This window comes from Pseudomonas sp. DWP2-2, assembly GCF_049897065.1.
GTDB classification, from domain to species: Bacteria; Pseudomonadota; Gammaproteobacteria; order Pseudomonadales; family Pseudomonadaceae; genus Aquipseudomonas; species Aquipseudomonas paracarnis.
The window spans coordinates 552,665-565,843 of record NZ_JAFCVN010000002.1; the positions used below are offsets into that span (position 1 = coordinate 552,665).

11 protein-coding genes are annotated in these 13,179 nt (G+C 59.3%); 8 read left to right on the forward strand and 3 right to left on the reverse strand.

Annotated features, from left to right (window positions below; translation table 11 throughout):
* Positions 1-203 precede the first annotated feature (203 nt).
* A complete protein-coding gene (locus ACP7CZ_RS06600; protein ID WP_294150437.1) occupies positions 204-2,126 on the forward strand; it encodes an ATP-binding cassette domain-containing protein in 1,923 nt (640 codons plus the stop codon).
* 182 nt (positions 2,127-2,308) lie between these two features.
* Here the strand turns inward: ACP7CZ_RS06600 and ACP7CZ_RS06605 are convergent, their stop codons facing one another.
* Complete coding sequence (locus ACP7CZ_RS06605) at positions 2,309-2,749, reverse strand: universal stress protein (protein ID WP_034126643.1); 441 nt, start codon at positions 2,747-2,749, stop codon at positions 2,309-2,311.
* A gap of 105 nt (positions 2,750-2,854) precedes the next feature.
* On the opposite strand from ACP7CZ_RS06605, the gene ACP7CZ_RS06610 reads away from it, so the two are divergent.
* From ACP7CZ_RS06610 to ACP7CZ_RS06640, 7 genes are all read left to right on the forward strand, one after another.
* Positions 2,855-3,292, forward strand: a complete 438-nt coding sequence (locus tag ACP7CZ_RS06610) for a hypothetical protein (protein ID WP_034126644.1) — start codon at positions 2,855-2,857, stop codon at positions 3,290-3,292.
* Positions 3,293-3,850: 558 nt separating this feature from the next.
* Positions 3,851-5,998, forward strand: a complete 2,148-nt coding sequence (gene fadB, locus ACP7CZ_RS06615; protein WP_003189649.1) for a fatty acid oxidation complex subunit alpha FadB — start codon at positions 3,851-3,853, stop codon at positions 5,996-5,998.
* Positions 5,999-6,027: 29 nt separating this feature from the next.
* Positions 6,028-7,203: an acetyl-CoA C-acyltransferase FadA gene (fadA, locus tag ACP7CZ_RS06620; RefSeq protein ID WP_003189650.1), complete on the forward strand. Its 1,176-nt coding sequence runs from the start codon at positions 6,028-6,030 to the stop codon at positions 7,201-7,203.
* A 98-nt stretch (positions 7,204-7,301) separates the two neighbouring features.
* A complete protein-coding gene (locus ACP7CZ_RS06625) occupies positions 7,302-7,538 on the forward strand; it encodes a DUF1653 domain-containing protein (protein ID WP_003189651.1) in 237 nt (78 codons plus the stop codon).
* Positions 7,539-7,652: 114 nt separating this feature from the next.
* Positions 7,653-10,274 carry a type I DNA topoisomerase gene (topA, locus tag ACP7CZ_RS06630; RefSeq protein ID WP_003189652.1) on the forward strand — a complete coding sequence of 874 codons (2,622 nt, stop codon included), beginning with the start codon at positions 7,653-7,655 and terminating at the stop codon, positions 10,272-10,274.
* A 219-nt stretch (positions 10,275-10,493) separates the two neighbouring features.
* Positions 10,494-11,015 (forward strand): DUF6586 family protein, encoded by a 522-nt coding sequence (locus ACP7CZ_RS06635; protein WP_054898792.1) that lies wholly within the window; start codon positions 10,494-10,496, stop codon positions 11,013-11,015.
* 722 nt (positions 11,016-11,737) lie between these two features.
* Positions 11,738-11,971, forward strand: coding sequence for a hypothetical protein (locus tag ACP7CZ_RS06640; RefSeq protein WP_003189656.1), 234 nt, complete (start codon positions 11,738-11,740; stop codon positions 11,969-11,971).
* Positions 11,972-12,008: 37 nt separating this feature from the next.
* Here the strand turns inward: ACP7CZ_RS06640 and sulA are convergent, their stop codons facing one another.
* Both sulA and lexA read right to left on the reverse strand, forming a co-directional pair.
* A complete protein-coding gene (sulA, locus tag ACP7CZ_RS06645; protein WP_005786162.1) occupies positions 12,009-12,482 on the reverse strand; it encodes an SOS-induced cell division inhibitor SulA in 474 nt (157 codons plus the stop codon).
* 10 nt (positions 12,483-12,492) lie between these two features.
* A complete protein-coding gene (gene lexA / locus ACP7CZ_RS06650) occupies positions 12,493-13,101 on the reverse strand; it encodes a transcriptional repressor LexA (protein ID WP_003172575.1) in 609 nt (202 codons plus the stop codon).
* Positions 13,102-13,179 lie beyond the last annotated feature (78 nt).

Sequence of the window (13,179 nt, forward strand, 5' to 3'; positions counted from 1 at the left end):
TGCAGAGAAATCACGACTAGCACCGGCACCGCCGACACTGATTGCCCCTAGCTTAGCCTTTTGCCAGCGGCCCGCGAAAGCTTTGCCGGCTGGTTCGTTCAAGTTCGCCGGAAATGTCCTACAGAACGTGTCTATACAGAAAATCCCGACCGCATCCCACCTTCAACTCAGGTAGAATGCGCGCCCAGTTTTTGGAGAAGCGTATGACCCTGCTCAAATTCAGCGATGTGTCCCTTGCTTTCGGCGCCATGCCGTTGTTGGACAAGGTGTCCTGGCAGATCGCCCGTGGTGAGCGGGTGTGCATCATCGGCCGCAACGGCACCGGCAAGTCCAGCATGATGAAGCTGGTAAAAGGCGACCAGAAGCCCGATGACGGCTCTGTCTGGCGTGCCCCGGGCCTCAAGATCGGCGAATTGCCGCAAGAATTGCCGGTGGCCGACGGACGGACAGTGTTCGACGTGGTAGCCGAAGGCCTGGACGGCGTAGGCGAGTTGCTCGCGCAATACCATCACCTGGCACAGAACTGCGTCACCCAAGAAGACCTGGACAAACTGATGCACGTCCAGCAAGACCTCGAAGCCCGTGATGGCTGGCGCTTGCAGCAACTGGTGGACAGCACCCTGAGCCGTCTGCAACTGCCGGCCGACAAGACCCTCGCCGAATTGTCCGGCGGCTGGCGTCGTCGCGTGCTGCTGGCCCAGGCCTTGGTGTCCGAGCCGGACCTGCTGCTGCTCGACGAACCGACCAACCACCTGGACATCGGCGCCATCGCCTGGCTTGAAGAAGCCATCAAGGACTTCCAGGGCGCCGTGCTGTTTATCACGCACGACCGTGCATTCCTGCAGAGCCTGGCCACGCGCATCCTCGAGCTGGACCGTGGCGGCCTGATCGACTGGAACGGCGACTACGCCAGCTTCCTGGTGCACAAGGAAGCCGCCCTGGCGGCTGAAGAAACCGCCAACGCGCTGTTCGACAAGAAGCTGGCCCAGGAAGAAGTCTGGATCCGCCAGGGCATCAAGGCCCGTCGCACCCGTAACGAAGGCCGCGTGCGTGCCTTGAAAGCCTTGCGCGTCGAGCGCAGTGAGCGCCGCGAGCGTACCGGCAAGGCCAATATCCAGCTCGATACTGCCGACAAGTCGGGCAAGCAAGTGATGGTGCTGGAGAACGTCAGCTTCCATCACCCGGACGGCCCGTTCCTGATCAAGGACTTCTCCATGGTCCTGCAGCGTGGCGATCGTATCGGCCTGCTGGGCGCCAACGGTACCGGCAAGACCACCTTGCTCAAGCTGATGCTCAGCGGTCTGCAACCGACCAGCGGCAAGGTAGAAGAGGGCACTCGCATCGACGTGGCCTACTTTGACCAGTTGCGCCACCAGTTGGACCTGGAAAAGACCGTGATCGACAACGTCGCCGAAGGTCGCGACTTTATCGACATCGACGGCCAGAGCCGCCACGTACTCAGCTACCTGGGCGACTTCCTGTTCAGCCCGCAACGTGCGCGCACGCCGGTCAAGGCTCTGTCTGGTGGTGAGCGCGCGCGCCTGCTGCTGGCCAAGCTGTTCAGCAAGCCGGCCAACCTGCTGGTGCTCGACGAACCGACCAACGACCTCGACGTGGAAACCCTGGAACTGTTGGAAGAGGTCTTGCTGACCTTCAACGGCACCGTGCTGATGGTCAGCCACGACCGGGAATTCCTCGACAACGTGGTCACCAGCACCCTGGTTTTCGAAGGCGAAGGCAAGGTGCGCGAATACGTGGGCGGTTATCAGGACTGGCTGCGTCAGGGCGGCTCGCCGCGCCTGCTGGGCGTGACCGAGAGCAAGTCGGGCAAGGCCGACCTGAACACGGCGGTGGTGGCTCCGGTCGCTGCCGAAACGCCTGCACCGGCTGCTGAAGGTGCGCCTGCCAAGAAAAAGCTCAGCTACAAGTTGCAGCGTGAACTGGAAGCCTTGCCAGGCGATATCGATGCCAAGGAACAGCAGATCGCTGCGGTCGAAGCGGAAATGGCTGACGCCGGCTTCTACTTGCGCCCTGCGGCAGAAACCGCCAAGGTCATCGCCTCTCTGGAGACGCTGAACCAGGAGCTGGAAGCGTTGGTTGAGCGTTGGGCCGAGCTGGATGGCTGACTGATCGACCCGCAATAAAAAAGCCCGGCGCTCTTCTATGAGCGCCGGGCTTTTTAATATGAAATGCGATTCAACTGTGGGAGCTGGCTTGCCTGCGATAGCAGTCTGTCAGTTGATGCATCGGGTGGCTGATACACCGCTATCGCAGGCAAGCCAGCTCCCACATTAGACCTTCATCGGTCTTACGAACTCTTTACCAGTTTGACGGCCAGTACATCGCACGGTGCGCCGTGCAATACATCATTGGCGGTCGAGCCCAGCAGCAGTGCCAAACCGTGTCGCCCATGACTACCCACTACGATCAGGTCACAACCCTGTTCTTTGGCCAAGTGGTGGATTTCCTGGCGCGGTTGGCCGTAGGTAAGATGGGAATTTTCCTTGCTGACCTTGGGATACTTGAGAATCAAGCGGTCAAGGCGCTCCTTGGCCTGGTCGAACTGTTGCTGCTGCAGTTGGGAAAGGTCCATTGGCACGTCACCACCAAAGGCCATAGCCATGGGCTCGACGATGTGTACCAACGACAGTTTGGCGCCATTGGCAATCGCGGATTCCTGTGCGCGCTTGATCACTGGATCGCACTCTTCGGTCAGGTCGACAGCGACCAGAATATGTTCGTAGGGCATGAGGCGTTCCTCCAGGGGGCTGCAATAAGTTCAGTATGGCTGCTTTCAAGCGGATGGGGTTGCCGCAGATCAAATCCGCTCATCTAGAAATTCGGGAGTACACATATGACGGTCTGGATAGTGGTGTCAATCCTTGCGGTGGTTTTAAGCCCCCTGGTATGGCTGCGCCCTTCGCGCCAGCAGAGTGGGCGCATGGCCCTGCGCATGGAGGCACGCCGCATCGGGCTGGCCATGCAGTTGGCGCCCCAGGAGTGGCCGCACTGGCTCAAACAGGAGCCGCCGAGCCCGTGCGCGCAGTATTGCCGGCCACGACGCGGCAACGCGCCCGCAACCTGGAGCTACTGGCAGCTGGAGCCCGGGCTGTGGGTCAATCAGTGGCGTGAACCCTGTGTGGATGAGAAGTTGTTGCCGCATTTTGCAACGCTGCCGGCAAACGTCTACAAGGTCGAGGCCGACAAACAAATGATTGCCCTGTATTGGGGCGAAAAGGGCGAAGCAAGTGTGCTGAAAGACATCGATGCGCTGCTCAAGGCCCTGGCCTGACCCACACCTGTAGGAGCGAGCTTGCTCGCGAAAATCGCCAACGATAACGCGGATGATCAGGCTATACGCGGCGCTCTCCAGGTTTTCGCGAGCAAGCTCGCTCCTACAGAAAAGCCCGGCCAATAAAAAGCCCGACATCATCATCGGGCTGGAGCTGGCCAGGCAGGCCGGTAAATCTGTAGGTTGCCGCTAGCCTAGCCGTGTATTGCGTTCTGTACAGCTTTTTCCCACACCTTTTCTATTATTGATCCTGTGAATATTTGAATATTGGCGGGTGGCCAGCCTGTGGGCCGGGTTCTGAAATGACCGGAAAGTCGCGTTTTTCCTAGCCTTTGGAGCGATTGACAATTGCTCGGAATTGGATGAAGGTGGCGTACCCAAATCAAACGGGCGTATGAATTGAGCGTTTGCCTGTCAGACGACTCATACAAAACCCGACTATCGCACTGGCGGGTGTGCCTGGCGGATTGGCGTGAGCATTGATTCAACTGTCAATGTCAAACCAGAGACCAGCGTCCAGTGTGTACTGTTCAGCTTCCATATCGTGGAGATCAGTTGATGATTTACGAAGGTAAAGCCATCACGGTTAAGGCTCTTGAAAGTGGCATCGTCGAACTCAAATTCGACCTCAAGGGTGAGTCCGTCAACAAGTTCAACCGTCTAACCCTGAACGAACTGCGTCAGGCCGTAGACACCATCAAAGCAGATGCTTCGGTCAAGGGCGTGATCGTCTCCAGCGGAAAGGACGTGTTTATCGTCGGCGCTGACATCACCGAATTCGTCGACAACTTCAAGCTGCCCGATGCCGAGCTGGTGGCTGGCAACCTCGAAGCCAACAAGATCTTCAGCGATTTCGAAGACCTCAACGTGCCGACCGTTGCTGCCATCAATGGCATCGCGTTGGGCGGCGGCCTGGAAATGTGCTTGGCGGCAGACTTCCGCGTGATGTCTGCGACGGCCAAGATCGGCCTGCCGGAAGTCAAGCTGGGCATCTACCCAGGCTTTGGCGGTACCGTGCGCCTGCCGCGCCTGATCGGTGCCGACAACGCGATCGAATGGATCGCCGCCGGCAAGGAAAACAAAGCTGAAGATGCACTGAAAGTCGGTGCTGTCGACGCTGTGGTTGCCCCGGACAAATTGGCCGAAGCCGCGCTGAACCTGATCAAGGGCGCCATCAGCGGCGAATTTGACTACAAGGCCAAGCGTCAGCCGAAGCTGGAAAAACTCAAGCTCAACGCCATCGAACAGATGATGTCGTTCGAAACCGCCAAAGGTTTCGTGGCCGGCCAGGCCGGCCCGAACTACCCGGCGCCGGTGGAAGCGATCAAGACCATCCAGAAGGCCGCGAACTTCGGTCGCGACAAAGCCCTGGAAGTGGAAGCGGCAGGCTTCGTCAAACTGGCGAAAACCTCGGCGGCCCAGAGCCTGATCGGCCTGTTCCTGAACGATCAGGAACTGAAGAAAAAGGCCAAGGCCTACGACGAAATCGCCAAGGACGTGAAACAGGCCGCCGTACTCGGCGCCGGTATCATGGGCGGCGGTATCGCCTATCAGTCGGCGTCCAAAGGCACGCCGATCCTGATGAAAGACATCAACGAACACGGTATCGAGCAGGGCCTGGCCGAAGCCGCCAAGCTGCTGGTGGGCCGCGTTGATAAAGGTCGCATGACCGCTGCAAAAATGGCTGAAGTGCTTAACGGCATTCGCCCTACGCTGTCCTACGGCGATTTCGGCCACGTCGACCTGGTGGTCGAAGCGGTTGTCGAAAACCCGAAGGTCAAGCAAGCCGTACTGGCTGAAGTGGAAGCCCAGGTCAAAGATGACACCATCCTGGCCTCCAACACCTCGACCATTTCCATCTCGCTGCTGGCCAAGGCCCTCAAGCGTCCGGAAAACTTCGTCGGCATGCACTTCTTCAACCCGGTGCACATGATGCCGCTGGTGGAAGTGATCCGTGGCGAGAAGTCCAGCGAGCTGGCCGTTGCCACCACCGTTGCCTACGCCAAGAAAATGGGCAAGAACCCGATCGTGGTCAATGACTGCCCGGGCTTTTTGGTCAACCGCGTGCTGTTCCCGTACTTCGGCGGTTTCGCCAAGTTGGTCAGCGCCGGTGTGGACTTCGTGCGCATCGACAAGGTCATGGAAAAATTCGGCTGGCCCATGGGCCCGGCGTACCTGATGGACGTGGTCGGCATCGACACCGGCCACCACGGTCGCGACGTCATGGCTGAAGGCTTCCCGGACCGCATGAAAGACGACCGTCGTTCGGCTGTCGATGCACTCTACGAAGCCAAGCGCCTGGGCCAGAAGAACGGCAAGGGCTTCTACGCCTACGAGACCGACAAGAAGGGCAAGCAGAAGAAAGTGGCCGACCCGTCGGTGCACGAAGTACTCGCTCCGGTCATCTACGAACAGCGTGAGGTGTCCGACGAGGACATCATCAACTGGATGATGATCGCCCTGTGCCTGGAAACCGTGCGTTGCCTGGAAGACGGCATCGTCGAAACCGCCGCCGAAGCCGATATGGGCCTGGTGTACGGCATTGGTTTCCCTCCATTCCGTGGTGGTGCGCTGCGTTACATCGACTCCATCGGTGTGGCCCAGTTCGTTGCCCTGGCTGATCAGTACGCTGATCTGGGCCCGCTGTACCACCCGACCGCGAAGCTGCGTGAAATGGCCAAGAATGGCCAGAGCTTCTTCGGTTAAGTGCCCAGACGACTAGAGCGAGAATATTTATGAGCTTGAATCCAAGAGACGTCGTGATCGTCGACTTCGGTCGTACGCCGATGGGCCGCTCCAAGGGCGGCATGCACCGCAACACCCGCGCCGAAGACATGTCGGCGCACCTGATCAGCAAAGTGCTGGAGCGCAACACCAAGGTCGACCCGAACGAAGTCGAGGACGTGATCTGGGGCTGCGTCAACCAGACCCTGGAGCAGGGCTGGAACATCGCGCGCATGGCGTCGTTGATGACCCAGATCCCGCACACCGCGGCCGGCCAGACCGTCAGCCGTCTGTGTGGTTCGTCGATGAGCGCGCTGCACACCGCTGCGCAAGCGATCATGACCGGCAACGGCGATGTATTCGTGGTCGGCGGCGTGGAGCACATGGGCCACGTCAGCATGATGCACGGCGTCGATCCTAACCCGCACATGTCCCTCTACGCGGCGAAAGCCTCGGGCATGATGGGCCTTACCGCGGAAATGCTCGGCAAAATGCACGGCATCACCCGTGAAGCCCAGGACGCCTTCGGCCTGCGCTCCCACCAGCTCGCCCACAAGGCGACTGTGGAAGGCAAGTTCAAGGATGAAATCATCCCGATGAACGGCTACGACGAGAATGGCTTCCTGAAACTGTTCGACTACGACGAAACCATTCGTCCGGACACTACCCTGGAAAGCCTGGCGGCCCTCAAGCCAGCCTTCAATCCAAAGGGCGGCACCGTGACAGCCGGTACTTCCTCGCAAATCACCGATGGTGCTTCGTGCATGATCGTGATGTCGGCACAGCGTGCCCAGGACCTGGGTATCCAGCCGCTGGCGGTGATTCGTTCGATGGCAGTGGCGGGTGTGGATCCGGCGATCATGGGCTATGGTCCAGTACCGGCCACACAAAAAGCCTTGAAGCGCGCAGGCCTTTCCATCTCCGATATCGACTTCTTCGAGCTCAACGAAGCTTTCGCCGCACAGGCCCTGCCAGTGCTGAAAGATTTGAAAGTACTCGACAAGATGAACGAGAAGGTTAACCTGCACGGCGGTGCGATTGCCCTGGGCCACCCATTCGGTTGCTCCGGTGCGCGTATCTCTGGCACTTTGCTTAACGTGATGAAGCAAAATGGCGGCAACCTTGGGGTTGCAACCATGTGCATTGGTCTCGGCCAAGGCATCTCTACCGTCTTCGAACGCGTCTAAACGTTCGGTTGACGGAAGCCGGGGCCCAGTGCCCCGGTTTTTGTTTTTTGGAACTTTTAAATATTTTTTTTCAACAAATTTTGCATGAGGGCCAGAGCATGAAAGTCGAACCAGGGCTCTACCAGCATTACAAGGGGCCGCAGTACCGTGTTTTCAGCGTGGCGCGCCACTCTGAAACCGAAGAAGAAGTGGTGTTTTACCAAGCGCTGTATGGCGAATACGGCTTTTGGGTGCGCCCTTTGAGCATGTTCCTGGAGACCGTCGAAGTTGACGGCGAGCAGGTCCCGCGCTTTGCTTTGGTCACGGCCGAACCCAGTCTTTTTACAGGGCAATAACGGCAGGTCGCGCAGAATGCTGCGCTTGACCTCATCCGGTTGCCACTATATATAGCGTTGCCGCGTCAGGCGCCAACTGCCTTTCACTTCTCGAATTCAGGAATTTTCCGATCCATGGGCAAATCGCTGGTCATTGTGGAATCCCCGGCTAAGGCCAAGACCATCAACAAGTACTTGGGCAACGAGTACGTGGTGAAGTCGAGTATCGGCCATATCCGAGACCTGCCCACCAGCGGTTCGGCTAGCGCCAGCAAGGAGCCTGCCGCCAAGCGCGGCAAGGCCGCCGCGGGCGAAGGTCCGGTACTCACGCCTAAAGAAAAAGCGCGCAAGCAACTGGTTTCGCGCATGGGTGTGGACCCGGACCATGGCTGGAAGGCCAAGTACGAAATCCTTCCGGGCAAGGAAAAGGTCATCGAAGAGCTGCGCCGGCTCGCCAAAGATGCTGACACCATCTATCTCGCGACGGACTTGGACCGCGAAGGGGAAGCCATTGCCTGGCACCTGCGCGAAGCCATCGGCGGTGATGACAGCCGCTACAAGCGCGTGGTGTTCAACGAAATCACCAAGAAAGCCATTCAGGAAGCCTTCTCCAAGCCGGGCGAGCTGGACATCGACCGTGTCAACGCCCAGCAGGCCCGTCGCTTCCTCGACCGCGTCGTCGGCTACATGGTCTCGCCACTGCTGTGGGCGAAGATCGCTCGTGGTCTGTCCGCCGGCCGTGTGCAATCGGTTGCGGTGAAGCTGGTGGTGGAACGTGAGCGCGAGATCCGTGCGTTCATTCCTGAAGAATACTGGGAAGTCCACGCCGACCTCGGCACTGCCAAGGGCGCCAATGTGCGCTTTGAAGTGGCCCGTGAGAAAGGCGAGGCCTTCAAACCGCTGAACGAAGCCCAGGCCATGGCCGCGCTGGAGAAGCTCAAGGCTTCCAGCTACAGCATCGTCAAGCGTGAAGACAAACCGACCAGCAGCAAGCCGTCGGCGCCGTTCATCACCTCCACCCTGCAACAGGCCGCGAGCAACCGCCTGGGCTTCGGGGTGAAGAAGACCATGATGATGGCCCAGCGTCTGTATGAGGCTGGCTACATCACCTATATGCGTACGGACTCCACCAACCTCTCGCAAGACGCGGTGGCGATGGCGCGTACCTATATTGAAAGCGAGTTCGGCAAGACCTACCTGCCGGAGAAGCCGAACGTCTACAGCAGCAAGGAAGGCGCACAAGAGGCTCACGAAGCGATTCGTCCTTCTGACGCCAACACCACGCCTGCCAAGCTGAGCGGCATGGAGCGCGACGCTGAGCGCCTCTACGAGCTGATCTGGCGCCAGTTCCTGGCCTGCCAGATGCTGCCGGCGCAATACCTGTCTACTACCGTCAGCGTGGGCGCGGGCGATTTCGAGTTGCGTGCCAAGGGCCGTATCCTCAAGTTCGACGGCTACACCCGTGTGATGCCGCAGATCGCCAAGCCTGGCGATGATGATGTGCTGCCGGACATGGCCCAGGGCGACACGCTGAAGCTGATCAAGCTCGACCCGTCCCAGCACTTCACCAAGCCACCGGCGCGTTATTCCGAAGCCAGCCTGGTGAAAGAGATGGAGAAGCGCGGTATCGGTCGTCCGTCGACCTACGCGGCGATCATTTCCACCATCCAGGACCGTGGCTACGTTGCGTTGCACAACCGTCGTTTCTATTCGGAAAAGATGGGTGACATCGTGACCGAGCGTCTGTCGGAGAGCTTCTCCAACCTGATGGACTACGGCTTCACTGCCGGCATGGAAGAGAACCTCGATGACGTGGCCCAGGGCGAACGCGACTGGAAAAACGTGCTGGACGAGTTCTACGGCGACTTCAAGAAAAAGCTCGAAGTGGCTGAGAACCCCGAGAACGGGATGCGCGCCAACCAGCCGGTGATGACGGATATTCCGTGCACTACCTGCGGTCGACCGATGCAGATTCGTACCGCCTCCACCGGCGTGTTCCTCGGTTGCTCGGGCTACAGCCTGCCGCCCAAAGAGCGCTGCAAGGCGACCGTCAACCTGGTACCGGGCGATGAAATCGCGGCTGACGACGAGGGTGAGTCCGAGTCGCTGGTGCTGCGTGGCAAGCATCGCTGCCCGATCTGCAGCACGGCGATGGACGCCTACCTGCTGGACGAGAAGCACAAGCTGCACATCTGTGGTAACAACCCTGATTGCAACGGCTACGAGATCGAAGAGGGCACCTATCGCATCAAGGGCTATGAAGGCCCGAGCCTGGAATGCGACAAGTGCGGCAGCGAGATGCAGCTCAAGACTGGCCGTTTCGGCAAGTTCTTCGGGTGCACCAACCCAACCTGCAAGAACACCCGCAAACTGCTGAAAAGCGGTGACGCGGCGCCGCCGAAGATGGACCCGGTGAAAATGCCCGAGCTCAAGTGCGAGAAGGTCAACGACACCTACATCCTGCGTGACGGCGCTTCGGGGCTGTTCCTGGCTGCGAGCCAGTTCCCGAAAAACCGCGAGACCCGTGCGCCACTGGTGATGGAGATCGTGCCGCACAAGGACGAGATCGATCCGAAGTACCACTTCCTGTGTGAAGCGCCGAAGAAGGACCCGGATGGTCGTCCAGCCGTGATCCGCTACAGCCGCAAGACCAAGGAGCAGTACGTGCAGACCGAAGTGGACGGCAAGCCTACTGGCTGGAAAGCGTTCTACGACGGCGGCAAGTGGAAGGTCGAGGACAAGCGCCAGGGCGCTTGATCCGCTAGTCTGTTAACGCCAAAAGCCGTCTGTATAGACGGCTTTTGCTTACTGTAGGATTGAGTTTGTTGTGGCGAGCAAGCTTGCTTGCGCTGGGGTGCGAAGCGCCCCCAATAGCTGGCGACTGCTACGCAGTCGAGCGGGAGCAAGCTCCCTCGCCACAGCAAGCTCGCTCCTACGCAGTCAGCATCACGCCTATTCGTTGTGGAGATTGCCGTCATGGCCAACGAACTCTATACCCGTACCAATCAGAAAATTTACTTCGCGGGTTTATCCCTGGAGGCCCTTGGCCGTGCCGAGGAAGGGAAAGAGATGAACGCCATCGCGCTGGTACAGGCGGGGCGCGAAGCGGCGTTGTTCCACCTGTACGGTGCCTTGCTGGGGCTGTGCCATGAAATCGCCGGGTTCTACCGCCTACCCCAGGCCGGTGCGCCGCGTGCAGAAATGATCATGAATCGTGAAGTGCTGGACGCCATGGCGATCCCCGAGTTGGCCGAACTGGTGGAAATGGCCCAGAGCCCCGACAGTTGGGTGGCGCGGCTGCTCAAAGCACATGCGGATATGTTTCAGCCGCCGCGTATTCCCCATGTGCCCAAGGGGGATGTCACCCAGCCGCTGATCGTCGCCGTGGCCTTGGAACAGGATGAGCCCAAGCCTTTGAGCCGCGAAGAGTTGGAAGGCTGGCGCCAGGAGTTGAAGAAGATGGCGCTGCGCTTTCGTGAAGGGCTCAACGAGTGTTGAAGGAGTAAATGAGGGGGCTGGCTGCGCAGCGACGCTGAACCTGTGGCGATGGAGCTTGCTCCCGCGACGGCCGGACGGCCGACGCTTATCTACCTGACGCCCTAGGATCCAAATGTGGGAGCTGGCTTGCCTGCGATGGCGGCCTGACAGGCGACCCTGTTATACCGAGTACATATCCATTCCTGCGGTAACGGCCACTTAGGGTTCCGCCTGACGTGGGGTCACTTTCGAAAAGCGCGAAAGTAACCAAAGCGCTCTTGCCCCACCACTCGGCACCTCGCTTAGGCTCGGTGTGCCCGAACACAGCCTTGAATCCGTGGGCCGCCGCCACGCGCCATCCATGGCGCGGGGCGGCTAACCCGGCGTCCTGCCGGGTTACCCACGAATTCAAGCCTGCGTACGGCCAGCGTGGTTTAACGGGGCGTCTAAAGCCAGATCAAGATCACAAGCAGATCAAGATCAAGAGCGGCTCGCTTCGCATCGTGGTTACCGTTGGCTGCTACAGCTTGCAAAGTTCTGTGATGCCCATGCTGAGATAGAGGCGAGTCAGAAAAGCCCTGAGATAACTGACCCACCGCCATCGCAGGCAAGCCAGCTCCCACATTGATTAGCGTTTTGCCAGGGCACCATTCATCAAGCCGTCAACAAACCTGTCCATATCTCCTGCGAGGCTGGGTGGATGACTGATATAATCCCAGGCCTTTCGTGGAGAACAGACTTTTATGCCAACGTCCTTTCTGGAAATTGTTGAACTGCCTGACGGCCGAATCGAACTGCGCCGGGCGGAGGACGAGGGTTCTCTGGTTATTCTGGATTTCTCCGAAGACGCCAAAGTCTTCCTGCAAGGCCAGCACGTCGAAGTGGCTAAAGCCATGTTGAGCGTGGGTGTGCAGATGGCAGGTCGCCTTGCCGAAGGCGAGCCGGAGAAAGAAGAAGGGCCGCGCGTTCTTCACTGAGTCCTTCGTGAAGGCTGCTTCTGTGGCGCGCCCATCATTACCCCAATCGAATATTCAAACTCTGTGCATCACCCGTGCGCGCAGCGCTGATAAGTTGCTGCTTGGCGCTGGCATTCAGTGGGTTCAACCAGCTCACCACCGTATGGCTACGGCCCAGGCGCAAGGCTTCGCAGGTTAGTTGCTGGGCGCTTTGTGCGCCGCGTGGTTGCAGCAACAGGATGCGCTCGCGGTTGAGCCCGGCGTCCCGCAGCCAGGCCTGGGTGAGGCTGGCGGGCGGGGCGATCAATGTCAGCCAGCGGGCGTCCTGATCTTCGCTCAATTCGCGCAGGATAGGTGCCAGCAGGTTCAGGCAGCTCTCAGCCGCACCGCGCAACGACAATTCACTGAACGCCTCAGGTTCGCCGCCCCAGGGGGCTTCGACCGTTTCCTTGAGGATTGGCGCAAGGGGCTGGGCCATGAAGGCCTCGAACAGCGACAGTTGTGTGTGTTGTGGGGTGTGCACGAGCTGCATGATGCCTCCTTTAACGGCGAATGACGCCGACACTCAAGCCTTCGATCACCAGGTCCTGGTCTTTCAGGTTGACTTCGATCGGGGCAAACTCAGGGTTTTCGGCCAGGAGCCAGACCTTGCTGCCTTCGCGCTTGAAGCGTTTGACCGTGACCTCGTCGCCGATACGGGCAACGACGATCTGGCCATTGCGGGCTTCGCGGGTGGTATGCACGGCCAGCAGGTCGCCGTCGAAGATGCCCACGTCCTTCATGCTCATGCCGTGCACACGCAACAGGTAGTCGGCACGCGGATGGAAGAAGGTCGGGTTGATGTTGCAGGATTCCTCGACGTGCTGCTGCGCCAGGATCGGCGCACCTGCGGCGACGCGACCGATGATCGGCAATGTCGACTCGTCTGCCTTAGCTTCGAAGCCAGGGATGCGAATACCCCGCGAAGCACCGGGGGTCATCTCGATCGCACCTTTGCGAGCGAGTGCCTTGAGGTGTTCCTCGGCGGCGTTCGGGGACTTGAACCCCAATTCCAGGGCAATCTCCGCACGGGTAGGCGGGTAACCATTGTCATCAAGGCAGCGCTTGATAAAAGCCAGAATCTCAGCTTGGCGTGGCGTCAGTTTTAGCATGTTGATCGCTCTGTCTTTTTATACAGTGACTGGGATTATATACAGTGAACTGCGCTTGGCAATCATCCTTTTTGGCGG

What these genes read in the sequence shown, in the direction of transcription:
- ACP7CZ_RS06600 (WP_294150437.1), top strand. Translation starts at nt 204, where the DNA reads ATGACCCTGCTCAAATTCAGCGATGTGTCCCTTGCTTTCGGCGCCATG.
- ACP7CZ_RS06605 (WP_034126643.1), bottom strand. Translation starts at nt 2,749, where the DNA reads ATGCCCTACGAACATATTCTGGTCGCTGTCGACCTGACCGAAGAGTGC.
- ACP7CZ_RS06610 (WP_034126644.1), top strand. Translation starts at nt 2,855, where the DNA reads ATGACGGTCTGGATAGTGGTGTCAATCCTTGCGGTGGTTTTAAGCCCC.
- fadB (WP_003189649.1), top strand. Translation starts at nt 3,851, where the DNA reads ATGATTTACGAAGGTAAAGCCATCACGGTTAAGGCTCTTGAAAGTGGC.
- fadA (WP_003189650.1), top strand. Translation starts at nt 6,028, where the DNA reads ATGAGCTTGAATCCAAGAGACGTCGTGATCGTCGACTTCGGTCGTACG.
- ACP7CZ_RS06625 (WP_003189651.1), top strand. Translation starts at nt 7,302, where the DNA reads ATGAAAGTCGAACCAGGGCTCTACCAGCATTACAAGGGGCCGCAGTAC.
- topA (WP_003189652.1), top strand. Translation starts at nt 7,653, where the DNA reads ATGGGCAAATCGCTGGTCATTGTGGAATCCCCGGCTAAGGCCAAGACC.
- ACP7CZ_RS06635 (WP_054898792.1), top strand. Translation starts at nt 10,494, where the DNA reads ATGGCCAACGAACTCTATACCCGTACCAATCAGAAAATTTACTTCGCG.
- ACP7CZ_RS06640 (WP_003189656.1), top strand. Translation starts at nt 11,738, where the DNA reads ATGCCAACGTCCTTTCTGGAAATTGTTGAACTGCCTGACGGCCGAATC.
- sulA (WP_005786162.1), bottom strand. Translation starts at nt 12,482, where the DNA reads ATGCAGCTCGTGCACACCCCACAACACACACAACTGTCGCTGTTCGAG.
- lexA (WP_003172575.1), bottom strand. Translation starts at nt 13,101, where the DNA reads ATGCTAAAACTGACGCCACGCCAAGCTGAGATTCTGGCTTTTATCAAG.